Below are 24930 nucleotides of genomic sequence, written 5' to 3'. Positions count from 1 at the left end.
GTGAAAGTACTAGAAGCGATAAGTAATATAGCTGGAAAGTATTTTGCATTTTGGGTTATTTGTATTGCAGCTATTGCATATTTCATTCCCGCGCCATTTCTCGGGTTAACTAGTTACATAACGATTTTACTTGGGGTTGTCATGTTTGGGATGGGATTAACATTGAAGGCTGTTGATTTCAAAATCATAGCTACAAAACCATTAGCAGTTATTATCGGTGTATGTGCTCAGTTTATTATTATGCCACTTGTCGCATACGTACTAGCCTACGTTATGAATCTGCCAGCGGAATTAGCAGCTGGGTTAGTGTTGCTCGGTTCAGTACCGGGTGGCACTGCATCAAATGTTATGGTTTATTTAGCAAAAGGGAACTTAGCGTTGTCTATTGCAATGACTTCAGTATCAACGTTACTAGCACCAATTGCTACACCGCTCATTCTACTATTACTTGCAGGGCAATGGATGCCAGTAAATGCTATGTCCATGTTTCTTTCTATCGTACAAGTCATTATTGTGCCTATTATTTTAGGACTAGTAGTGAAAAAGTTTTTCCCTCATATCGTTAATAAAGGAATGACTGTTATTCCTTTAATATCAGTTGTAGCAATTATCATAATTGTTTCTGCAGTTGTTTCAGCAAATGTAAGTAGCTTTACTTCTTCAGGACTTCTTATCTTTATTGCGGTGATGCTCCATAATGCTTCCGGTTTTTTGCTCGGATATATAACTGCGTTCGTACTTGGACTAGACGAAGGGACAAGAAGGGCTATTTCAATAGAAGTAGGAATGCAAAATTCAGGTTTAGGTGTTGCACTGGCGACAGCGCATTTTGGACCGGCGGCTGCACTCCCAAGTGTATTAGCAGCAGTATGGCATAACATTGCAGGGCCAATATTAGCAACCATCTGGTCAAAAAATGCAAAAAATGAAAAGAATACTTTTAGCGATGAAAATGTATTAATAAATATAGAAAAATAGGAATGATAAATAATGCAAAAACGTATTGTACATTTTGAAGGAATGGTTGTATTTTTAGCCGCGATTTATATGTATTCGATATATGAGTTTAGTTGGATTATATTTTTTGTATTCCTTTTAGCGCCGGATCTATCAATGTTAGCATATGGGATTAATAATCACGTTGGTGCGAAAATATATAATGTATGTCACACATATATCATATCCATATTAATTGTTCTAATAGGTGTCTATTTTAAGATAGATACCGTTATAATGATTGGCTTAATATGGACAGCACATATTGGAATGGATCGAATGTTTGGATATGGATTGAAATATGAGACGGATTTTAAGGATACTCATATTCAGAGGTTATAAGAAAAAGTATTCATATTTACAGCGGGTCTATTAAAATATTGAACAAAATTCAGTGAATGAATTTTGTTCAATTGTTGAGAAATATATATATAGATAGATACAAATAATCGAATTATGTTATTTTTATGATAATTAAAAGAAGGAGAGTGGATTTGATGAATATACAAATCACTGGCAATGAATTAATTAATAAGATGCTGAATGATTGGTATCGAGATATTAGAGCTCAACGTATAAGTGAAGCAAAAAAATTAAAAGAAGAGATCGATAAAAAGCTTTATATTATCGAATCAGATGTAAAGGTTTCATTTCACTATTATCTGTTAGAATTTCGATATAAAGTGCTAATAGATGGTTTAGGTAATTTGAAAAAAGCTTTTGATAAAATAGATGCATTGCCTAAACCGAATGATGAATATTCTAATTATTATTATTATTTATTCAAAGCCATTCATTATACAATTCTTACTAATTATAGTGAAGCTAGCAACTATTTTGAAAAAGCTGAAGGGTTATTAGAGCATATTTCAGATGAAATTGAATATGCAGAGTTTAATTATAGAGTTGCTATATTAAAATACCACTTGCATTACGCATATTCAGCTATTGAATACGCTTCAAAGGCAAGAGATATCTTTGTTAAACAAGCAGGGTATGAAGTGAACATAGCGCTGTGCGAAAATATATTAGGATTATCTTTTTCGGAATTAAAGCAGCATGATAAAGGTGAGGAATATATTGCGTCAGCAATAAACATTTTACAAAAAAATGATGCTGAAATGTTAGTATTAAGAATCAGACATAATTTAGGTTTATTGTATGCGAGTCAAAATCTTTCAGTTTTAGCAATTAGACACTTATCTGAGGTTTCTAAAAAAATGCCTACTCATTATAAGGCAATCTTTTTAGAGGCAAGAGAATATTATAAATTAGGTGAAATAGAAAAAGCGAAGGAATTAATTGAAAGTGGATTGAAGGTTTGTGAGGAATTAAAAAATGATGAATATAGATATCACTTTTTAATTCTAAAGGGATTTTGTCAGCATTTAGAGGTAGAAAAAATAGAAAAAATTATTCTTGAAGGTTTTTCTTACTTTGAAAGAAAAAATTTATCGGAGTATATTCACGAATATACCGAAAGTCTGGCATTAGAGTTTCATAAGGTAGGTAATATAGAAAAAGCAGAAAAGTATTTTTTTATGAGTTATGAAATAAAAAAGAGAATATTTGAAAAAGAAGCATTAAAATAAAGAAAAAACTTGGATTATCTATAATGGGAATAGCAGCTGGAGTTATGGGGTTTTATGGTAGAAGGTCTTTGCAATAAATTAGCTCACAGTGGATATGGTAGAATGTTTATAATTATAAAACCTAATGAAAATCCATATGCTGTCTCTGAAGATACAACGATGCCTGCAAAACAAATCTTCTATTGAACGTGGGTAATTAAACAAGTCACAAATTATAATTTGTGACTTGTTTAAGGTTGGATACTAAATGTGTTGCTTTCAATATTGAAAGCAACTTTTAAGTTTGTGATTAATAGTTAACTTAATAAATTTTGGGTTAAAATAAAAACAAATTTTTAATCAAGTCCCACAAAAAGTACGATAAGGGCGATTCGTCGGTGCAGGCGGAATGCAGTATTCTTCTTGATCTGTAGAATACGCATAAGGGTTTGATAAAGCTTCAAGAAGTTTCTCCATTACGCTATAGTCGTCATTTGTAACAGCTGCTTCTAGTGCTTCTTCTACACGGTGGTTCCTTGGGATGATTGATGGGTTATTATTTTTCATCATTTCGTAGGCGTTTTCTTTCGATTGTTCTTGTCTTTTTAATCGAGATTGCCACAGTTTGTACCAATCTTTATATTCAGGACTTTCAAATAGAGCTATATTTTCAATAGCATCAAGAGTTAATGAACGGAATGTATTTGTATAATCTGCTTTATATTTCTCCATCATTTTTAAAAGTTGCTCAATAAGTGGTTGATCTTGTTCTTCGGTACTAAATAGTCCTAATTTCTTTTTCATTCCAAGGAACCAATGGTTTTCATACTGTACGCTAAATTTCGAAATTTCGTCTTGGGCGATCTTTAATGCTTCTTCTTCATCTTCGTGCAGAATTGGTATTAAAGATTCTGCTAATCGAGCGAGGTCCCATGCGGCCATATATGGTTGATTTCCATATGCATAACGACCTTGTGTGTCAATAGAGCTAAATACGGTTCCTTGATTGTAATTGTCCATAAATGCACAAGGACCGTAATCAATTGTTTCGCCACTAATCGTTATATTGTCAGTGTTCATTACACCGTGGATAAATCCAACAAGTTGCCATTTTGCGATAAGACTGGCTTGTCTTTTAATGACTTCTTGTAGTAATGCAGTATATCGGTTTTCATGAGCTTCAATTTCTGGGTAATGCCTTTTTATCGTATAGTCAGCTAGTGATTTCAGGTCCTCTATTGAACCACGAGCTGCAGCATATTGAAATGTACCGACGCGTATATGGCTACTAGCTACTCTAGTTAAAATTGCTCCAGGTAACTTTGTTTCACGATATGTTGCTTCACCAGTTGTGACAACTGCTAAACTGCGAGTAGTCGGAATATCAAGTGCATACATTGCCTCACTAATGATATATTCACGTAGCATCGGACCGAGTGCAGCACGGCCATCTCCTCGGCGTGAATAGGGAGTAGGGCCAGAACCTTTCAGTTGAATATCGAAACGCTCACCTGAAGGAGTAATTTGTTCGCCAATTAAAAGAGCACGACCGTCGCCTAACATATTAAAATGTCCGAATTGATGGCCAGCATATGCTTGAGCTAATGGATGAGCTCCTTCTGGGAGTGCATTACCAGCGAAAATAGCAATTTCAGCTTCCTTTTTCAGTTCTTCAGGGGTCAAGCCAAGAGATATCGCTAATGAATGGTTTAGTTTAACTAACTCCGGTGAACTTACGGGAGTAGGGGGGATTTCTGTATAAAATGATTGTGGTAAAGTCGTATAACTATTATCTAAATTCCAACCTGTTTCATTATTTTTAGTCATTGTATCTCCTCCTTTTTGTATTTTAAGTTATGTATTTGTACGTATGTATTCTTTGTAAAGTTAACTAAAAGTATAATATAATATTTCCCCTTGCAATCTATTGTAAGGACTTCATTGCACTATGTCTATTTAACAGCAAATTTAAAACCTCCATTTTAAGAAAATGGAGGTTTTATTATTATTTAATTTTTACAATTATTTTTCCTTTTGCTCTTCCAGACTCTGAATATTCCATTGCTTTTTGCGCATCTTCAAAAGGGAAGACTCGATCGATTACCGGTTTGATTTTTCCGGCTTCAATATAGTTTGCAATAGTACGTAATTGATCCCCGCTTGGCTTCATAAATAAAAATGAATATTGAGCAGTATGCTTTTTTTCAAGTGCAGTAAGTTTTTTGCTGGCTAATGAAAATAAGAGAGTTTTAAAGAATCCTGAACCAAATTCTTTACCGAAGCGTGCATTCGGCATACCTGAAACGGAAACAATGTTTCCTCTGCTTTTTATAATATTGAATGATTTTTCAAGTGTTGCACCGCCGATTGTATCAAATACCGCATCATAATTTTTTAGTATATCTTCAAATTTTTCTGTTTTGTAATTAATAATTTCATCTGCGCCAAGAGACGTTACTAAATTTGCACCAGCTTCACTAGCAGTCGTTGTAACAGTAGCACCCATTATTTTTGCTAACTGAATTGCGAAAGTACCAACACCACCGGATCCAGCGTGAATTAAAATCTTTTGTCCTTTTTGTAATTGCATGATGTCATGTAATGCTTGATATGATGTTAAGCCAACAAGTGGAATCGAAGCAGCTTCCTCAAAACTTAAATTTTTCGGCTTTAAAGCTATATCATCTTCATGAATGGCTATATACTCCGCGAAAGTACCAATCTTATTTTTTCTTGGACGAGCATATATTGCATCACCAACTTTAAAACGAGTTACTTTTGATCCAACCTTCGTGATGACACCGGCAAAGTCATTACCAAGGATTAGGGGCATTTCATATTTCAGTAACATTTTTACTTTTCCGTCGCGTATTTTAAAATCAATTGGGTTAATACTAGCTGCATGAATTTCTGCGAGCACCTCATACTCTTTTATTTCAGGAGTAGGTACCTCTGCCATACGCATTGGGACTTTTCCATATCTATCAATTATCATTGCTTTCATTTCTTATACCTCCAAGTTTTAATAAAAGTTTTGCAATAGCTTCTCAATATCTAATACAAGATTTTTTAATAAACCTAATTTTGTACGTATATCAATATAATAAAAATTCTTTGTACCTTCTTTTCTCATTAAAATAATGCCAGCTTCTCGTAAAATCTTAAGGTGATGTGATACTGCTGGACGGGAAAGGTGTGTTTGCTTCGTGATTTCTCCTACACGTAATCCTGTTTGACATTCCGTTTCCATTAGCACTAATAAAATAGCTTGACGTGTTTCATCACCAATTGCCAATAATACTTTTTGAGAATCAATAAAATCTTTTTTTATAATATTTAATTGTTCTTGTTTATTCATTTCAATCACTTTGCCTCCTGCTAATTAGTCGAAAGGTTTAAGATAACGAACCATTACTTCGATACGGTAATGCTACATGATTGTTGTATGAGGTGCAATATTGGGAAAGAAAATCGAGACGAATGAATTTTTTATTTTTGAAAATTATAGGGAGATAGAAAAGGGATTGGAAGGACTACATAACACAATAGATGAAGTTTTAAAAACAAAAAATGATGTAACAATAAAATAAGCGGTCGTAACCTTGTATAATCCATAAGGTTACGACCGTTTATAATGTTTTTATTATTTTTGATTTTTACGATAGAACATAGTTCAACGTAAAGTACGTTCTTTTGTTTTACACTTTCATACAGATATAATTCAGGTGGATTATATCTGTATGAAAAGGTAAAAGGGATTTTGGGGCGTAATCTATCTATATGATAATTCAAAATGAAATATAAGTCTATATTTTAATGTTTTTTTGATTATATTTATGTCACTGAGCTCAGAACAATGATGTGGAGGGTAAATATATGAAATCGAATTATGTACCAGTTTTAATTGTTGGAGGGGGATTATCTGGGTTAGCGTCTGCGTTATTTCTTGCAAAACATAACATTGAGTACTTACTTATTGAAAGGCATCCGTCTACTGCCATTCATCCGAAAGCAGGCGGTCTTACTTTACGTACAATGGAGTTATTTCGAGAATTAGGCTTGGAACAAAGAATTAAATTGGCAGGTAAAGCATTAGAGAACTGCCGAGGAAGAATAGCGGTTCATACAATAGCTGAGGCGAATAAAGAAGAATTGGAACAAATGAGAGCGACGCAATACAGAAACGATGAAGAGTTACTTCAAAAAATAGAAAAGATTAGTCCATCAAAACAAACTGCATGTTATCAAATTATTTTAGAAGAGATGATGTTACAAGAAGCAAAAACGCTAGGCGGGCAACTATCTTTTTATCATGAATTAGTTTCATTTGAACAAAATGAAAACGGGGCAAAAGCAAAGATTCGAAATCGTGAAACAGAAAAAGAAAGTGTCATACATTGTGACTATGTAATTGCAGCGGATGGAGCGAAAAGTAAAATACGTGAGCAGTTAGGGATTAAAACTGAGGGGCGTGGAACCATTGGTGGCTATTATATGAATATTTATTTTGAAGCTGATTTAAGAGAGTTTATACAAGGAGACGCATTCGGTTTTTCGATGGTACTTCATCCGGAGGTTCTTGGTGCACTTATCCCAGTTGATAACGTAAAAAAATGGATTTATCATGTAGCCTACGATTCATTAAAAGGAGAGGGGCTAGAGGACTTCACTATAGAACGTTGTAAACAAATTATTCAAATAGCAATTGGAAGTACAAATGTTGAATCAAAAATATTAAGTGTTTTACCGTGGGAAGCGGCCGAAAGTACAGCGGTGAAATTTCAAGGAAATCGAACCTTTTTAGTTGGAGATTCAGCACATATTATGCCGCCAACAGGAGGATTTGGTTCAAATACAGGAATACAAGATGCGCATAACTTAGCTTGGAAATTAGCGGCTGTTATAAAAGGGAAGGCAAAACCAAAATTGTTAGAAACATATCATGAAGAGAGACACTCTGTTGCAAAATTAACGACAGCTTATGCAAGTAGTTTACTGTTTCGTGCTGCGAATAGAGAGGAAGGCAGTTTGAATAATATGGATGTTTTAGCTGTTACAGTTGGATATCAGTATTGTTCAGAGGCGATTATAGATAATTCAGTCACTCCACATAGAATGGATAGCATAGAGTTGAACGGGAGACCTGGAACGCGAGCGCCGCATTTATGGGGAACGTATGAAGGAAAGAAAGTTTCTACATTAGACTTATTCGGTAACAGTTTTGTATTACTTATAGGAGTAGAAAATAGTTCTTGGGCTGAGGCAGCACATGCTGTTTCAGCTAAATTAGGAATAAATATAAAAGGGTATCGTGTTGGCTTAAGTGGAGACTTTGTTGTTCCAGAAGATATTTTTAGCAAATTATATGGTATAGAGAATGGAGGTGCTGTATTAATTAGACCAGATGGCTTTATCGGATGGCGTTCGGAAAAAACGGTAGTAAATCCAGATATAGTATTGGAAGAGGTAATGAGGAATTTATTATGTGATTTTTAAGTAACTACAGAAATATTGTTTTATGTGCTTCACTGTACTGAAAAAAATATTCACAAATTTCAATAGGTTTGATATGATTAAATTCGACAAGTTAATAGAGGCCGGAGATATTTGAGAAAAGCCATAAATTTATTTAGGGATACAGGAGTGTATTCTAAATAATTTATGGCTTTTTTTATTGAATGAATCGTACAAAATAGAGAGTTACATGTGAAAAGGAGGACTATAGGAATTAAATAGGATAATACTAGTTTTCTATATTAATAATATAGATAAAGTATATTTGTAAGATTGGAATTTTAATATAGGTTTATAAAAATAATGAAAGTGTGTCTTCTATTTCTTGTAAATCTCATTAGCTTGTTGAAATTTGCAACGTAGGAAGGGTTAGAAGGATGAGAAAGATTATTAGCGTTTTAGTTATTTTCTTTATGACGGGAAGTATCTTTGCTGGGGGAGCTGTTCATGCGAAAGCAGAAGGGAAGCATGAATGGAATACGAATAAGTTTTTAAATATTGCACATCGCGGAGCAAGTGGACATGCACCTGAGCATACTTTTGCTTCTTATGATTTAGTGAAAAAAATGAAAGCGGATTATTTAGAGTTAGATATTCAATTAACAAAGGATGGCCAATTAATTGCAATGCATGATACAGCAGTTGATCGCACTACAAATGGAACAGGCGAAGTACGTGATAAAACGTTAAGCGAAATAAAGAGTTTAGATGCAGGAACGTGGTTTAATAAAGTGTATCCAGAAAAGGCTAAGCAAGAGTATGTTGGGCAAAAAGTTCCGACTCTTGAAGAAATCTTCCAAAAGTATGGAAGAAGCATGAAGTATTACATTGAAACAAAATCACCAGATGTGTATCCAGGAATGGAAGAGAAATTGTTAGCATTGTTAAATAAATATAATTTAGTAGGTCAAAACATGTCATCTAGCCGTGTTATGATTCAATCATTTAGTAAAGATAGTTTGAAAAAGATTCATAGTATGAATGAAAATATTCCGTTAGTTCAATTGCTTTGGTATTATCCAAATGAAAACAATGAAATTGTTGAATGGTCTGGCATTACACATGAACCGAAAAGTGTAACGAATGATGATTTTCAAGAAATTAAAAAGTATGCAGCTGGTATTGGGCCAAATTTACGTAATGATAACGGAGAACTAATTATTGATGAATCATATATGAAAATAGCTAGGAAAAATGGACTGTTAATTCATCCTTATACAATTAATGAGAAACCAGATATGAGACTGTTAATCAAATGGGGTGCTACAGGAATGTTTACAAATTATCCGGATCGATTACATAGTGTATTGAAGGGGAAATAAGTGAAAAAGGGTATACCAGTGTTTTAGGTACACCCTTTTTAATTTAACTCCCCGATAAACAGAATCTCTTTTTCGTAGCATTCATCTTCATCATAAATAATTTCTTGAAAGCGAAGCGTTTCGAAGGAATGACAAACTGGAATTTCTAATTTCTCCCAAAAATCAATTTCATTTGAAAGAAGAATCCATTTTTGAAATTCACTATTTCTATTAAAAAAATTATGAAAGTAGTCCTCATTTTTAAATATAATGATTTGCGAACCCCACAAATTATTTATAGAAATTAAAACAACAACTCGATATGTATGTGTATCGCTCGGTTTCATATTTATTAAATGATTTGCTTGATTTAATAAGGTTTGAATACATAATCGCTTTACTTTTCTAGGTGTTTTACGAGAGTCGATAAAAGTTTGCGAAACTGGCAATAGCATATTCCAATATTCATCGTTATAGAAAATAGAAGGGAACGTTTTTGTATGTTCCTCAATTCGCTTTATTAAAGTGTTTGTTTTTCGTTTCATACCACGTATTTTCTTTTCACGCATTGTGAGTCATCTCCATAAATTTTTGTAATGCAGCAGAGTGATATATATCTTTTCTAGTAATAAAAGTAGTAGGAACTTTTTTGAAGCTATTTGGTAAAGGGTTGAATGATATGTCATGTTTATGATCATTTAAAATAGACTTCATCATAATTGCTATGCCCATACCTGATTTTACACATGCGAGTATCGCCTCAATTGTCCCGAACTCTAATACTCGCTTAGGTGAAATTCCTTCTTCTTGAAGCCAATCTTCTAATAAATTTCTATAATAGCACCCGCGACTAAATGCAAGTAAATTCATGTCTCCGATGTCTTTAAAGGAAGATAAAGGATTTTTGCTAATGAGAACTAATTCTTCTTCACGAAATATATTTGTATGAAGTTCAGTATGCTGAGTAGAGCCAGCTATAAACGCTCCGTCCAGTTTTCGTTCTAATACAAGCCTAATCAATTGTTCCGTCGTATTTGATTCTAAAATCAATTCGACTTTTGGGTATTTCTCATAATAGGCTGTTAATATAGATGGAAGTCTTACAGCGGTTGTAGATTCTGTACATCCAATTTTTAAAGTGCCTCTTGGTTCGATCCCATTACTTTGAACTGCTTTAACAGATTGATCTATTAAGTGGATAATTTGTTTGGCGTATGTTAATAAAATCTCACCGTTAGAAGTTAAAGTTACACCTTTTCCGTTTCGGTAAAATAAAGGCACACCTAATTCGTTTTCTAGTTGTTTCATACGCATTTTTACGCCAGACTGTACATAGTTTAAATTTTTCGCTGCGTGAGATATGTTTTTTTCTTTCGCAACTTCGTAAAATACAGTTAAATCTTTTATATCCAAGTATCATCTCTCCATAAAAGGTATCATTTTTTTTGATGGATTACATAATAAATCTTTATTTTATATGATATCAGAACTTTCATACAATGAAAGGGGGATGGAGGGATTATTGTGTTAATGGAAGAAAGGGTGAATAGTACTTATAAGTGGGTTATGTTAATTTTTGCGACAGTTGCTCAAACAACAGCGACACTTATAACGTATGGTTTTGGAGCGTTTGCATTATTTTGGAAAGAAGAATATGCACTTACGAATACGGAGAGTGGATTGCTAGTAAGTGTTGTAAATATAGGACCGCTATTTTGTATGCTTTTTGTCGGGCGGCTACTTGATCAATACAATGAAAAGTTGTTAATTTCGATAAGCTCATTTTTACTAGGAGGTTCATTTTTACTGACTAATATGGTCAATGAATTTAATGGGTTACTCTTTGTACTTTTATTAGTAGGAACGTTTTATAGTGTTTCGCAGCCAGGAGGAAGTAAGGTGATAATAAAGTGGTTCCCAAAAGAAAATCGCGGGTTAGCAATGGGGATTAGACAAGCTGGTATACCGATTGGTGGCACGTTAGCGGGAGTATTGATCCCGTTTCTTACAATAAAATATAATATGGCTTATGCGGTAAATAGTATTGCATGCATTTGTATAATTGGAGGGTTTTTATTTTTTATATTTTATAAGGAACCATATATTCAAGAGAAAGTTAAACAAGAACGTATTAAACTTTCTTTTTGGATGCAGTTAAAAGAAGTGATGTGTAAAAAAGAGTTGTATGCAATTTATATAACTGGCATTTGTATGATTTCATTGCAAATGGTGTTAGTTGCACACTTTATAAAATTTTTAGTATTGGAACAATCAATCACGCCAATTTTAGCTGGAAAAGTATTTTCCGTTATGTTCTTTTCTGGAATGGTTGGTAGGGTTATATTAGCAGCTACTAGTGATTTGTTTTATAAGGGAAATCGGCGCACCCCTTTATTTATAACTGTTTGTATTTCTATTCTCTTCATTCTAATATTAGTAATGAGCATACATACAATAACGAATGTATTGTATGGTGTAAGTGCATTGTTAGGGTTCTTTTCGATTGGATGGTTTAGTCTTTTTATAACTGAAGTTGCAGAATCAGCAAGTGAAGAATCGGTAGGGATGACAGTGAGTTTTGCACTTACATTAAATCAAATTTCCATTATTGTTGCACCTGCTTTATTTGGTTATATTGTAGATAAGAAGGGATATACGTATGCGTGGTTATGCATAGTTGTATTACTAACTATTTCAGCGGTTAGCTTATATAGGAATTATAGAAAATAAAGGAATGTTAGCAATGTAAATTTTTTGTGAAGAAAGTCTAAAGAAATGTTGAATGAGCGACATTTCTTTTTTATTTGTTGTATAATCAAAATGTAAATGAGATTCGTTTTCAATTTCGTTCATTACCTCTTTTGAAATTACCTGTAATTTTAGCCATAATTAGCTGTTTTTCTTTATCGTTATTTGCATGATTTATTTTATTTAAAAATTTTTCAGCATCATTTCCTTTTAATATCATAATTTGTTTTCCGTAATATTCAATTAATACCATGTTGTTTTTTGTTATCCGATAATGAAACATCTTATCATCTAAACGGTTGCGTTTATCGGTGTTTTTCATATTACATCTCCATTCTTTTTAGTATGTAACAAATGTTACAAAAGAATTTGAAATTATAGTGTAATGCATCCGATTGTATGTTGGAAATTTTGCTAGAAAGAAATACAATAGAGAGTAGTCAAAATTGAAAATGAGAAAAAGGAATCTAGTTTTAACATAGTGAATATTAAATAATATTATAATATACTTGATAATTAAAAGATATAAAATAGAATGGATGTACGTTAAGTGAAACTAGATAAAAGAGGGTTCCTAGTATGTTAAAGAAATGGTTAATCGTTTTCTTTATTTTTGCTGTTTTTTGTGGAAGTGTTGTTACACTAATACATGAAAATAAAGGAAAAAAATATGATGTAAAGGCATTTTTAAATGTAAATAGTAAGCAAAAAGATGTTAAGCAGGAAGTTGATGCGAATGCGAAAAAGCGTTATGAAATTGCAGCTGGAAAACTAGATCAGTACTTAAAAGATAAAGGATTTAATGGGAGTGTTCTTGTAGCAAGTAAAGATCATGTCATTTTACGAAAAGGGTACGGTTATGCGAATGTGAAAGATCAAGTATTAACAACTCCAAGAACGAAATATCGCATTGGGTCTATTACGAAAACAGTTGTTGCAATATCTATTATGCAACTAAAAGAAAAAGGGAAGTTGAACATTGAAGACAATGTAAATAAATATATCCCATCGTTTCCGGCAGATAAAAACATTACGTTACGAAATTTGTTAACACATACGTCTGGATTACCAGAACAGGGACAAGGTAGTGTTGACGCAGCATCACGGTTAAAATTAGTAACGTGGATTGGGGCACAAACGTTACAATTTCCAGCAGGGACAGGATGGAAATATACAGATTATAATTATATGGTGCTTGCATATATTGTAGAAAAAATATCGAATAAACCACTTGCTGAATATGTGAAAGAAAATATTTTGACTCCTGTTGAAATGCATGAATCTGGAATGGGCGCAACACTTCCAGAGGATATTTTCTTAGCAGAAGGGTATACGAAAAAAGATAATAAGTTAATAGCCACGCCTCGCTTAAAAATGAACTGGCTGTATGGTTGTGGTGAAATGTATACGACTGTTGAAGATATGAAAAAGTTAGATGAAGCTATTATGGATGGTAAACTACTTTCTAAACAAAGTGTATCAGATATGTTTTCTGCATCACCTGCAAGAAAATATGGATTTAGTTTCTATATTTACCCAGATTATTATCATAACCACGGTGTATTAGCTGGCTGGAACACTTTTAATAATTTTAACTGGGATAAACGAACGTTTGTCATATTATTTTCTAACGTCCAAAATGGTATGAATGATGCATTTAATCAAGAATTTAGGAAAATGGCGAATGATTTAATAGAAGGAAAATAATTATAAAAAATCGGTATTGATATGTAATTATCAATACCGATTTTTTTATTTTGTAAAGTTTTACTTACTGCCCACAAATAGCGGGATAAATAGGTAAGAAAGGTGATTGGCATTTGAATAAACCAAAATAGGTAGTTAAATGCTAAGTAATGTAAAGAATAATTGGTAATTTTTACATTGATAAAAAAGCTTGAGCTTCACACTATGTGAAGCTTTACATTATTGGAGACAAGAACAGGAGGTTGAAAAAATGAAAAAAGTAATAAAGTTTTGTTTAATAGCTACATTATCTACAACGATTATTAGTGGATGCTCTTTTGAGGGTAACAATGAAAATGTTAAAGGGGAAGAAGGAGAAAAAGTAGAGGTACAGAAAAATGCTGGGAAATATACGATGCCAGATGAAAAAGATAAACATGAAGGTACATGGCTGCAATGGCCACATGAATACACATATGGTGAAGAGTATAAGCAGGAAGTTGAACCTATTTGGGTTAAGATGGCAAGTGCTTTAACTGAGGGAGAGAAAGTCCACATTGTTGCATATGACCAGGAAGAAAAGAAGAGAATCAATAAGCTTTTAACAGATGAAGGGTTAAATATGGAGAAGATTGATTTCTTTATCGCGCCTACTGATGATGTATGGGCAAGAGATAGTGGACCGATTTTTGTTTATGACAATAATAAAAATTTAAAAATATTAGACCCGGCATTTAATGGATGGGGAAAGAAAACGCCTTACAAAAATGATGCTCGAATACGAGAGAATGTCAGTAAACAATCAGGAATTGAAAGAATTGATTGGGGGAAATTTGTCCTTGAAGGTGGTGCAATTGAGTTAGACAGCAATGGAACTGCTTTATTAACTCGAAGTGCAGTAACGAATAAAAATAGAAATCCTAATTTATCAGAAAAGGAAATTGAAAAATATATAAGTGACCTTGGGGTATCAAACTTTATTTGGTTAGACGGAGTACCTAATTTAGATATTACGGACTTTCATATTGATGGATTTGCTAAATTCCATAATAACTCTACCATTGTAACGATGAAAGAAGATGACCTAGCCGAATGGGGTTTATCTAATAAAGATATGAATACATTGTTAGATGCCAAAAATGCTTCAGGACAGAAATATAAGTATGAATACTTGCCGCTTAGTAAAGAAAAAGTTGCTTTAGAAAATGGAAAAACTCTCGATTATAAGGGATCGTATATCAATTATTATATTGGGAATACAGTTGTATTAGTGCCTAATTATAATGATCCGAATGATAAAATCGCAAACGATACGATTCAGAAGTTATACCCGGATCGTAAAGTAGTTGGCATTGATGTGAGAGAGCTTTATAAAAATGGTGGCATGATTCATTGTGTGACACAACAACAACCAATTGCATTGAAGTAATTAATTGTAATTTCGTTGTGCTGCTATATAGACAAAATAGGTGAAATCTTATCTTTACCTATTTTGTCGTTCCTTATTATTTGTAAAAATAAAAATTAAATATAATGATAATTGAATTGTAGTGTATGTTCGCTTTTCGTTTTATATGGTAAAGGAGAAAAATGTTTGTGTTAAAGAATTTTAAAATAGTGTTTTCGTATTTCCCTATCGTTTTACAGTACATTTTAAATGTAGCTTTAATTTGCTTAGGGATTGTTCTAAGTGTATTTCTTATGAAAGAAGTCATTCAGTTTATACAAGAACTGAAATTGGATGGTAATGAATCTAGTTATCATTTAATTGATAGTATCGTCGTATTCTTTTTGTACTTTGAATTCATCGTAATGATTATAAAGTATTTTCAAATGAATTTTCATTTTCCATTACGATATTTTATATATATAGGTATAACAGCTATTGTGCGTCTCATCATTATAGATCACGATAGTCCGTTAGATTTATTGTTATATGCCTGTGCAATCTTTGTATTAATTAGTGCGTTGTTCATTGCGAATTCTAAAATGATGCGTCGGGATTTAGAATAGTGAACATTTGTTGTTGAATTAAATAAGATATTTTATCTTTTTGCAAAAAAGGAGTAACGGTATTGAAAGAAATAATCTTAACCAGCCTCATAATGATAGGGTTTATGATTCTATTATTTAATTGTATACTTTCGTGATTTAAAAGAATAAAAGGTTAATAGAGAAAGAGGTTTTTGTAAATATGGTTCATTACAATAATCAAAATAGTTTACATTTATAAGTTTTGCATTCATAGGTATTGAAGCAATAGGGGTTGAAATTGAAGATCCCTTTGGTCAGGATCCAAATGATCTTCCGCTAGAAGGAATTTGTATAGGAGTAGAAGCGCATTTAGTGAATTTATATAATCAAAACGATCTATTAGAAGTAATGGGTTTGAATCGTGATAAAAAATCATTTAATCATTTATTGTTGTTTTAAAATAGGTTATTTAAAAAACTTGTCAAGAGTCAATTTAAGGCTTAACGTCAGCTTTATATTTTTTATATAAATATATAATATTTCTCCATGCTATAATCCATTCATGAAATATACGCGGTTCATGAGTTGTAATGAAAAGAGAAATGAATTGAGGAATAGTTGACTTTGTGAAATCAGTTATGTAACTACTATTAAAAAGCGAGGTAAATAATATGGAACAAAAACATAATGGGATTATTTTTACTGCAATACCAGACGAATCGAATGAATATTATCAACCATTTTATGAAGACTTGATTTACTTTAATGAATGTTTAAATGAAAAGAAATCAATGGCAGATCAACTTATATCTTTATCTGTTGAAGAACAAGACTTTCATACGAGCTGTTTTGAGTATGATGATATTTGGCTAAGAGATGTTGCACCGGTTGCCACAAATCATCTAGTTAAATTTAAATATCGACCAAATTATTTGCCAGATGATCAAGGGCGATATTTAGATCAACAATTTAATAAATGGTTGAAAAAGAATGACTTTGAATATGTAAAATCTCCATTAATATTAGATGGTGGTAATCTTATTTGGAATAAAAAAGATACTGTAATATTAACAGAACGCATATTTGATGATAACGATGATTGGACAGAAGAGGAAATTATTGAGCAGTTAGAATGGGATTTAGATGTGAGCCGAGTTATTATTATTCCTGCTGAAGAAGGGGATGTACTAGCACACGCAGACGGAATGGTTAAATTTATTGATGAACATACAATGTTTATTAGTGATTTTTTAGGGGATCATGAATTTAGATATAGTGTTCAAGAGATTATTCAAGAACAAATGCCAGAAGCTGCATTTATAGTTGTTCCTTCATCGTATACAGAGAAAGGACAATATGATCAAGAGATAGCATCGGCAAAAGGATTGTATATAAATATGTTAGAATCATGTGATGCTCTGTATGTTCCTAAGTTTGGACTAGCTAAAGACGAGGAAGTTTTACGATATATTCAACAGTATACGGAGAAACAAGTTATTCAAATTCATGTAGGAGAAATATCAACAATGGGAGGCGCGATGAATTGTTTAACGTGGTATTGTCCAAGTCATTTGTTACCTTCGAAAATAAGAAGATTGAAAAATCAGAATGAAGATTTTTCAATGAAGAAGATTTTTGATTGGTTTTAATAAATAGGTAATGAAAAGAAAATGTATTCAAGGAGTATTGATATGTATACCATCGCTGAGTTTTCTCGGATTTGTAAAATGAGTACGCGGATGTTAAGACATTATGACAAAGAGGAGATATTAAAACCGGCATATGTGAATCCGGTTAATGGGTATAGGTATTATGAACAAGGACAGCTGGAAGTAGCGTTGAAAATCAAAAAGCTAAGGGAGTATAAATTTCCTCTTCCAAAAATTAAAATTGTTTTGCAGTCATCGGATCAAGATTCGTTTGTTCAACATATACAATCACAAATTATCGAGTTGTCTCATGAAGTGAAGCAAAATTTACAGGTTATTTCAGAAATGAATGAAATGGTAATGGTGAATAGTAGTCTAAATATTGCTCGCCATAGAAGTTACGATATATTAATGGGAATGAGGAACGAAGTAACGATAATTACTCAAAGAGTAAAAATAGATATAGATGATATAGATGATTATTTTTATGACTTATATGAAGAGGTACAAAAAAATAACTTTCAAATAGTCGGTTCGCCATCTGCAGTCTTTTATGATGAAGAATATATTCCAAGTAACAGTGATATTGAATTAAGAATCCCGGTTATGCAGGGGAATGATGAAGATGTAGTACAAGAATATGAAATGAAAAAACTAAGTCCACATCAAATCGTTACTACTATGCATTATGGAAGTTACGACTATATAGGTTACGCTTATATAGCGTTAGAAGAATGGGTTGAAAAAAATGGGTATGTAATAGTTAATTCGCCATATGAGGTTTATATAAAGGGACCTGAATGTGATTGTTTAGCAGAAGAGTATGTGACACAAATTTGTTTTTTAGTTACGAAAATAGAATGAGAATAAGGATTGACATTAACATTATGTCAATCCTTATTCTATGTACGAAAGCAATTTATCATAATAAAAAGGCGAAATAAAGAGTCACCTTATAAAGTAGTTACAAGTAAATGAATATATATCTGTTGACCTTAACACGATGTCAAAGTTTAGACTGAAATTACATTCAAAGAAGGGGGGGAACACGTATGATAAAAAATTTATTTTATATGCCTGCTGAGTGGGAGAAACATGAGGGGACATGGCTCCAATGGCCTCATGATAAAGCTCATAGAGGTGAAGGTTACAGAGCTAAGCTAGATGATATTTGGGTAACGATGGCAAAGGAGCTTCATTACGGAGAAATTGTGCATATTGTTGTATATGATGAGGAAGAAAAAGTACATGTCCAATCGAAGTTAATGGAAGCGAAAGTGGATATGGATAAAATTGATTTCTTAGTTCAAGAGACGGATGATGTGTGGATAAGAGATAATGGACCGATCTTTGTAAAAGATAAGGAAGGCAATCTCTGCTTAACACACTGGGTTTTTAATGGTTGGGGAGATAAATATCCGTATGAAAATGATGCTGTTATTCCGGCAAAAATAAGTGAGATGTATAGTATTCCAAAAGTTAAATCTAGTGTCTGTCTAGAAGGTGGGGGAATTGAGATAAACGGAAACGGGACCTTAATGGCGGCGAAAACGTCTATTATAAATGAAAATCGAAATCCCACACTAAGTCAGAAAGAAATTGAAATGGAGTTAACGAAATATTTAGGAGTAACAAATTTCATATGGATAACTGGTATACGCGGAGAGGATAATTATGATGAAGATACGGATTATCATATTGATGGCGCGGCACGGTTTGTAAATGAAAATACGATACTATACGAATATGATCCTTTCGATGAAGGAGAGCCATACCTTTTGGAGGCGTACGAAAAGCATTATCAAGAATTGAGACAAGCAAGAAATATAGATGGAAAACCATTTCAGCTTATACCAGTACCGGTGACAAGAAAAGCTGTAAAAGAAGCAGATTGTAAGGGCTCATATTTAAACTTTTATATTGGAAATGAGGTTGTATTGGTTCCTATATATGGCGATGAGCATGACAAGTTAGCGCTTCAAATTATTGAAGGGCAGTTTCCGGGAAGAAGAATTGTCGGCATTTATGTAAATGAGCTGTTTGCGTATGGTGGCATGATTCACTGTGTGACGCAGCAACATTTAGCATAAAGTAACCGAAATGAAAAAAGCATGCAGAGTATATACTCTGCATGCTTTTTATAATGCTGAAAACTCCTCAACAAGTTGAGTGAATTGTTTCAATGCACTTTCAATCGGTTCTGGCGTAGTTAAATCAACACCAGCTTTTTTCAATAAGTTTAGTGGATAGTCAGAACTTCCGCCTTTAAGGAATTCAATATAATGTTTTTGAGCATTTGGATCGCCGCTTAATAGTTTATCAGCGATTTGAATGGCAGATGCGAATCCAGTTGCATATTTGTATACGTAAAACGGGCGATAGAAATGAGGGATTCTAGCCCATCCGTATTTTACTTCTTCATCAAATACAAGTGAATCACCGTTATATTCTTTAAATAGCTTTTCATAAATTTCACTGAAGACTTGTGCATTTAATGGTTTACCTTGCTCAGCCATTTCATGTGTGATTTTTTCAAATTCTGCAAACATGATTTGTGTAAAGAAAGTACCTTTAAATTTCTCAATAAAATGGTTAACTAAATGGTTACGCACGTTCGTTTCTTTTGCTTCTTTTAATAAATAGTGAATTAATAACACTTCATTTACTGTAGAAGCGACTTCTGCGACAAAGATAGAATAATGTGCAGAAATTCTTGGTTGGTATCCATGTGAATAGTGCGTATGCATACCGTGCCCGCATTCATGAGTAAGAGTGAACAGGCTGTTTAAATCATCGTGATGATTTAAAAGAATGAAAGGATGAACACCGTATACACCAAAGTTATAAGCACCAGAACGTTTTCCTGGTGTTTCTCTTACGTCTATATATCGTTTATCTTTAAAACTTTTTAATGTCTCAATATATTCTTCTCCTAAAGGAGCTAGTGATGCAATCATAATGTCAAATGCTTCACTATATGGAATGTCTTGTTTTGCACCCTCTACTAAATCGACGCCTAGGTCGTATTGTCTTAGTTCATCTACGTTTAATTTTTCTTTTCGAATTTCATTGTATGTATGTAATGTTTGAATGTTTTTTTTCGTTGTATCAATTAGGTTTTCATATACTTCTTTCGGAACCATATCGCCAAATAATGATTTCTCTAACGCCGATGGATAGTGTCTTAGCTTCGAAACAGTAACATTATTTTTAATAGCAGCGGATAAAGTAGATGCGATGGAATTCTTTAACTGAACATATGGTTTGTAATATGCTTTATAAGCTTCTTTACGCTTTTCACGATTCGTATCTTCTATTAATTTTGCATACATTCCGCGTGTTAAGTTCACTTTCTCTCCATCGTCAGTCGTCACTTCACCAAATAATATATCTGCATTGTTTAACATACCAAATGTGTGCTGTGGAGAGGAAAGAGCTTCACCCATTTGTGATAAAATTTCTTCTTGGTCCTTATTCAATACGTGTTTTTTATAACGATATAATTCAAACAAGTCTTCTTTATAATATTGTAAGCCTTCTGTTTCTTCTATGTAAGAATGTAATGTGTTTTCGTCTATGCTAAGTAAGAAGGGGGAAAAGAAAGATTTAGCCGCACTTACTTTCACATGTAATTGTGATACTTTATCGACAAGAGATTGCGCGTCAGTATCGCGCGTATCAAGGTCAGATTGTAATCGTGCATAAGCGAACATTAAAGATATTATGCTAGAAATTTCTTCACTCTTCGTTAAATAAGCTAATAAACTATTGCCATCGTGAATATTGCCATTAAACTCGTGTAATTCCTTCGTTAAAACTTCAATTTTATGAAAATCACTTTCCCAATCTTCAATTGTATGGTAAATGTCTGTTAAATCCCATTTTTCTATATCAGCTACTTGTAATCGATCTTTAAGTTCTGTCATAATCATTTCCTTTCTAAACATGTAGTTATATTTCTATATAACTATGAAATACAACAAATTGCAAAAAATCCCTGCTGAAAATTGAAAAGCCTTGCTAAAATAACAAGGCTTACATACTTATAGTGTAATTCCAAATTTTGAATGTAAAAGGTTTGTAAATTGCATGTCTGTAACGGTTTCTTTCGTTTTTTTACCATTTTTCGCTACTGTAAGGCTATCTTTCGTTAAAGAGGCATGCCCATCTTCAGTTAGTTTTACAATAAGAGGTAGTTTATTAAAGGGTGACCCTTCATGTTCAACGATAATTTTTTGTGCTGTATTTGCTTTTTCTTCATCCACTTCTTCTATATAAAATGCATAGCCTAACGTCCAATCATCAGCAGAAGATTGATCCAAGAACTCATTGTTTTTCCGCATCTCTAAAATGTAGTTTCCCTTTTCGGTCATTTCTTTACGAATACGATAATCTCCTGTAACAGAGTGAATGACTTCACCTGAGAAAGGGACAGGGGCAAGAGGTAAGTATGATCCGAATCCTACTTCAATTAAATAAAGTTCATTATGATGTGTTAAAACGGTTGCAATATGGCCAGAATCAACAGCCCATATGGAGTTTGTAGCGTTATAAACTGTTCCTGAAACGAGATGAACATCGAATCCAGAATCTTTCAAGAAGTAATACATAGTAGGATTGAGTTCATAACACAGACCGCCACGGTTATTTACTAAAATTTTCTCTTTCAAATTTTCTTTTGATATTTCTTTAAAATTCTTTTCGAGAATATTTAAGTTTTCAAAAGGAACAGTTTGTGCCATTGCGTACATAATGTTAGATAAATCTTCAAATGAAACTGTGTCTTTTTCTTCTATATATAATCGTACGAAAAATTGTTTTTGAAAGTCTGTCATAGAAATCCCTCCGTTATGTTTTTATAGGTAAATTGTAAACAATCTTGAATAGGATGTGAAATTAAAACTACGTTGAATATTTGAAGTGAGATTAAAAATAATGTGGGAGAGTGAGAGATTGCTACTTTACTAACGGTGGAACGAATATTATAATAATTCTGATAAACTATGCAAACGCTTTCTTAGAAGGGGATGGTGTACAGATGTTTAAAAGAGTAACAATAGTCGGATTGTCAGTTGTTATGTTTTTACCTAGTATATATGAGGGGAGTAAAGCATATGCAGATACAGTTAACAATGGAACGTTAATGCAGTATTTTGAGTGGTATGCTCCGAATGATGGGGATCATTGGAATCGTTTGCGTACTGATGCTGAAAATTTAGCGCAAAAAGGAATTACATCTGTTTGGATACCACCTGCATATAAAGGAACTACGCAAAATGACGTAGGATATGGAGCATATGATTTATATGATTTGGGGGAATTCAATCAAAAGGGAACAGTGCGGACGAAATATGGGACGAAAGCACAATTGAAGTCTGCAATTGACGCTTTACATAAGAAAAACATCGATGTATACGGTGATGTAGTTATGAATCATAAAGGTGGGGCTGATTATACAGAAACTGTCACAGCAGTTGAGGTAGACCCAAGCAATCGAAATGTTGAAGTATCAGGTGATTATGAAATTAGTGCTTGGACAGGATTTAACTTTCCAGGGCGTGGAGATTCTTATTCTAATTTCAAATGGAAATGGTATCATTTTGACGGAACAGATTGGGATGAAGGAAAGAAATTAAACCGAATTTATAAATTTAGGGGCATAGGTAAAGCGTGGGACTGGGAAGTGTCTAGCGAGAATGGGAATTATGATTATTTGATGTACGCGGATCTTGATTTTGATCATCCAGATGTTGCGAATGAAATGAAAAAATGGGGAACGTGGTATGCGAAGGAATTAAATTTAGATGGCTTTCGTTTAGATGCTGTTAAACATATTGATCATGAATATTTGCGCGATTGGGTAAATCATGTTAGACAGCAAACGGGGAAAGAAATGTTTACAGTAGCTGAATATTGGCAAAATGATATCCAGACTTTAAATAATTATTTAGCGAAGGTCAATTATAATCAATCTGTGTTCGATGCACCACTGCATTATAATTTTCATTATGCTTCAACAGGAAATGGGAATTATGATATGAGAAATATTTTAAAAGGAACGGTAGTTGCGAATCATCCTACACTTGCGGTTACTCTAGTTGAAAATCATGATTCACAGCCTGGTCAGTCATTGGAATCTGTAGTGAGCCCTTGGTTCAAACCGTTGGCATATGCATTTATTTTAACGCGTGCAGAGGGATATCCTTCTGTTTTCTATGGTGATTACTATGGTACAAAAGGAAATAGTAACTATGAAATTCCAGCGTTAAAGGACAAAATTGATCCGATTTTGACGGCACGAAAAAACTTTGCATATGGTACGCAGCGGGATTATTTTGATCATCCAGATGTAATTGGCTGGACAAGAGAAGGTGATAGTGTACATGCTAATTCTGGTTTAGCAACGTTAATCTCTGATGGACCAGGAGGGTCAAAGTGGATGGATGTTGGGAAGAATAACGCAGGGGAAGTATGGTACGATATTACGGGTAATCAAACAAATACTGTAACAATTAATAAGGACGGGTGGGGGCAGTTCCAAGTAAGTGGAGGATCAGTTTCCATATATGTTCAGCAGTAATTTTGTGATGAAAAAGGAGAGGTAGACTGAAATATAAGTTTTCCTCTCCTTTTTATATGGTGCATATTTATTTTTCCTGAATCTTTATTGTAATAAAAGAACTAGTCGACCTTTATAACAACAAGAGATGCATTGGAATAAATAATGTCACCCGTGGCTTCTCTTATTCGTAATCGAAGAACATCTCCTTGGTTTAAAGGTAATAGATCAGTTCTGGCGGATGTGGCTCTTACCCCAGAAGCACCACCAACTCGTGTTTCAATTGCGAATTGAATGGAATCGTTTATTGTAAGATTTAATATGCTAGACGAAATAGCTTGTATTACAAATACGATTGAAAAGGATACAGAGTATACACCAGTGGTATCAATTGTAATGGAGTTGTCTACTGGATTTAGAGTAGTTCCACTAACAGGTCCTGGAATGGTAAAGTTGACATTTGTATTAACTACTGCTGAAAAACCGATTCCTACTTCAGAAGTTATTGTTCCAAATACGGGAAGAATCCCTAAACCAGTTGCGCCAGTGGGACCAGTTATTCCAATTCCGGTAGGGCCTGTAACCCCAGTGGGACCAGTTATTCCGATACCGGCAGGACCTGTAACCCCAGTGGGGCCAGTTATTCCGATTCCGGTAGGACCTGTAACCCCGGTGGGACCAGTTATTCCGATTCCAGTAAAACCTGTCGCACCGGTAGGGCCTGTGATTCCAGTAGGTCCAGTAGGGAAAGTAAATGGTGGAATTGATGGTAGTGTGGGACCGATTAAATTTGGTTCCAGAGCAGGTCCATGTAAAGTATTATATTCTTCATTCATATAGTAAACCTCCTATCATTGCTTGTCATAATTATTAAATGTATTAGAGGAAGTAAATGACATTCGCAATAGCGGAGCCGCTTCTATAATTTTTCC

Annotated in this window: 23 protein-coding genes and 1 pseudogene; 15 read left to right on the top strand and 9 right to left on the bottom strand. The window is 33.5% G+C overall.

From position 1 onward, the window contains the following. The 4 genes from CN409_RS21735 (at window position 1) to CN409_RS32580 (ending at window position 2774) form a co-directional block, all read left to right on the top strand. Window positions 1-978, top strand: a complete 978-nt coding sequence (locus tag CN409_RS21735) for a bile acid:sodium symporter family protein (RefSeq protein ID WP_097981045.1) — start codon at window positions 1-3, stop codon at window positions 976-978. A 12-nt stretch (window positions 979-990) separates the two neighbouring features. Then, entirely contained in the window at window positions 991-1338 is a 348-nt protein-coding gene (locus tag CN409_RS21730) for a DUF4260 domain-containing protein (RefSeq protein WP_001172057.1), read from the top strand. A gap of 155 nt (window positions 1339-1493) precedes the next feature. After that, a complete protein-coding gene (locus tag CN409_RS21725; RefSeq protein WP_001025501.1) occupies window positions 1494-2588 on the top strand; it encodes a response regulator aspartate phosphatase in 1095 nt (364 codons plus the stop codon). A gap of 54 nt (window positions 2589-2642) precedes the next feature. Beyond that, window positions 2643-2774: a hypothetical protein gene (locus CN409_RS32580; RefSeq protein ID WP_000229165.1), complete on the top strand. Its 132-nt coding sequence runs from the start codon at window positions 2643-2645 to the stop codon at window positions 2772-2774. A 153-nt stretch (window positions 2775-2927) separates the two neighbouring features. Here the strand turns inward: CN409_RS32580 and CN409_RS21715 are convergent, their stop codons facing one another. The 3 genes from CN409_RS21715 to CN409_RS21705 form a co-directional block, all read right to left on the bottom strand. Further along, window positions 2928-4394, bottom strand: coding sequence for a protein adenylyltransferase SelO (locus CN409_RS21715; RefSeq protein WP_097981043.1), 1467 nt, complete (start codon window positions 4392-4394; stop codon window positions 2928-2930). A 178-nt stretch (window positions 4395-4572) separates the two neighbouring features. Continuing rightward, window positions 4573-5571, bottom strand: coding sequence for an NADP-dependent oxidoreductase (locus CN409_RS21710; protein ID WP_086390698.1), 999 nt, complete (start codon window positions 5569-5571; stop codon window positions 4573-4575). 18 nt (window positions 5572-5589) lie between these two features. Continuing rightward, window positions 5590-5934, bottom strand: coding sequence for an ArsR/SmtB family transcription factor (locus tag CN409_RS21705; protein WP_000571870.1), 345 nt, complete (start codon window positions 5932-5934; stop codon window positions 5590-5592). A 509-nt stretch (window positions 5935-6443) separates the two neighbouring features. Here CN409_RS21705 and CN409_RS21700 point away from each other — a divergent pair. Next, complete coding sequence (locus CN409_RS21700; protein WP_097981042.1) at window positions 6444-8063, top strand: FAD-dependent oxidoreductase; 1620 nt, start codon at window positions 6444-6446, stop codon at window positions 8061-8063. A gap of 395 nt (window positions 8064-8458) precedes the next feature. Further along, entirely contained in the window at window positions 8459-9403 is a 945-nt protein-coding gene (locus tag CN409_RS21695; RefSeq protein WP_097981040.1) for a glycerophosphodiester phosphodiesterase, read from the top strand. Between the two features lie 38 nt (window positions 9404-9441). Here the strand turns inward: CN409_RS21695 and CN409_RS21690 are convergent, their stop codons facing one another. Together CN409_RS21690 and CN409_RS21685 are read right to left on the bottom strand one after the other, a co-directional pair. Next, the gene (locus CN409_RS21690) at window positions 9442-9951 is read right to left on the bottom strand and encodes a DUF3916 domain-containing protein (protein ID WP_001208325.1); all 510 of its coding nucleotides are present in this window, start codon (window positions 9949-9951) and stop codon (window positions 9442-9444) included. After that, window positions 9944-10795 carry a LysR family transcriptional regulator gene (locus CN409_RS21685; protein WP_086396416.1) on the bottom strand — a complete coding sequence of 284 codons (852 nt, stop codon included), beginning with the start codon at window positions 10793-10795 and terminating at the stop codon, window positions 9944-9946. The genes CN409_RS21690 and CN409_RS21685 overlap by 8 nt, the downstream gene beginning before the upstream one ends. A gap of 117 nt (window positions 10796-10912) precedes the next feature. Between CN409_RS21685 and CN409_RS21680 the strand changes: the two genes are divergently transcribed. After that, a complete protein-coding gene (locus tag CN409_RS21680; RefSeq protein ID WP_097981092.1) occupies window positions 10913-12112 on the top strand; it encodes an MFS transporter in 1200 nt (399 codons plus the stop codon). 109 nt (window positions 12113-12221) lie between these two features. On the opposite strand, the gene CN409_RS21675 is transcribed toward CN409_RS21680, so the two are convergent. Further along, window positions 12222-12452, bottom strand: coding sequence for a hypothetical protein (locus CN409_RS21675; protein WP_000798793.1), 231 nt, complete (start codon window positions 12450-12452; stop codon window positions 12222-12224). A gap of 257 nt (window positions 12453-12709) precedes the next feature. On the opposite strand from CN409_RS21675, the gene CN409_RS21670 reads away from it, so the two are divergent. The 7 genes and pseudogenes from CN409_RS21670 (at window position 12710) to CN409_RS21640 (ending at window position 19529) form a co-directional block, all read left to right on the top strand. Next, on the top strand, window positions 12710-13837 hold the full coding sequence (locus CN409_RS21670; protein WP_000915208.1) for a serine hydrolase domain-containing protein: 1128 nt from the start codon (window positions 12710-12712) through the stop codon (window positions 13835-13837). Between the two features lie 250 nt (window positions 13838-14087). After that, window positions 14088-15245, top strand: coding sequence for an agmatine deiminase family protein (locus CN409_RS21665; protein ID WP_074789808.1), 1158 nt, complete (start codon window positions 14088-14090; stop codon window positions 15243-15245). A gap of 167 nt (window positions 15246-15412) precedes the next feature. Then, on the top strand, window positions 15413-15829 hold the full coding sequence (psiE, locus tag CN409_RS21660) for a phosphate-starvation-inducible protein PsiE (RefSeq protein WP_140159717.1): 417 nt from the start codon (window positions 15413-15415) through the stop codon (window positions 15827-15829). 210 nt (window positions 15830-16039) lie between these two features. Continuing rightward, window positions 16040-16249 (top strand): annotated as a pseudogene (locus tag CN409_RS21655) (bestrophin family protein); the annotation flags it as partial. A gap of 212 nt (window positions 16250-16461) precedes the next feature. Continuing rightward, the gene (locus tag CN409_RS21650) at window positions 16462-17439 is read left to right on the top strand and encodes an agmatine deiminase family protein (protein WP_000435525.1); all 978 of its coding nucleotides are present in this window, start codon (window positions 16462-16464) and stop codon (window positions 17437-17439) included. A gap of 42 nt (window positions 17440-17481) precedes the next feature. After that, window positions 17482-18303 (top strand): MerR family transcriptional regulator, encoded by an 822-nt coding sequence (locus CN409_RS21645; protein WP_079245795.1) that lies wholly within the window; start codon window positions 17482-17484, stop codon window positions 18301-18303. A gap of 188 nt (window positions 18304-18491) precedes the next feature. Beyond that, window positions 18492-19529: an agmatine deiminase family protein gene (locus CN409_RS21640; protein ID WP_079245794.1), complete on the top strand. Its 1038-nt coding sequence runs from the start codon at window positions 18492-18494 to the stop codon at window positions 19527-19529. 48 nt (window positions 19530-19577) lie between these two features. Here CN409_RS21640 and pepF read toward each other — a convergent pair whose 3' ends face one another. Further along, window positions 19578-21365: an oligoendopeptidase F gene (pepF, locus tag CN409_RS21635; protein WP_086390696.1), complete on the bottom strand. Its 1788-nt coding sequence runs from the start codon at window positions 21363-21365 to the stop codon at window positions 19578-19580. Between the two features lie 117 nt (window positions 21366-21482). Beyond that, window positions 21483-22274: an arylamine N-acetyltransferase family protein gene (locus CN409_RS21630; protein WP_000129232.1), complete on the bottom strand. Its 792-nt coding sequence runs from the start codon at window positions 22272-22274 to the stop codon at window positions 21483-21485. Between the two features lie 203 nt (window positions 22275-22477). On the opposite strand from CN409_RS21630, the gene amyS reads away from it, so the two are divergent. Further along, complete coding sequence (amyS, locus tag CN409_RS21625; RefSeq protein ID WP_000476899.1) at window positions 22478-24019, top strand: alpha-amylase; 1542 nt, start codon at window positions 22478-22480, stop codon at window positions 24017-24019. 101 nt (window positions 24020-24120) lie between these two features. Here amyS and CN409_RS21620 read toward each other — a convergent pair whose 3' ends face one another. Continuing rightward, window positions 24121-24834: an exosporium leader peptide-containing protein gene (locus tag CN409_RS21620; protein WP_001001586.1), complete on the bottom strand. Its 714-nt coding sequence runs from the start codon at window positions 24832-24834 to the stop codon at window positions 24121-24123. Between the last annotated feature and the right edge of the window lie 96 nt (window positions 24835-24930).

It is taken from the genome of Bacillus sp. AFS012607, assembly GCF_002558005.1.
Taxonomy (GTDB): domain Bacteria; phylum Bacillota; class Bacilli; order Bacillales; family Bacillaceae_G; genus Bacillus_A; species Bacillus_A thuringiensis_S.
The sequence above is the reverse complement of the archived record's forward strand: the minus strand, read 5'-3'. Positions and strand labels throughout refer to the sequence as shown.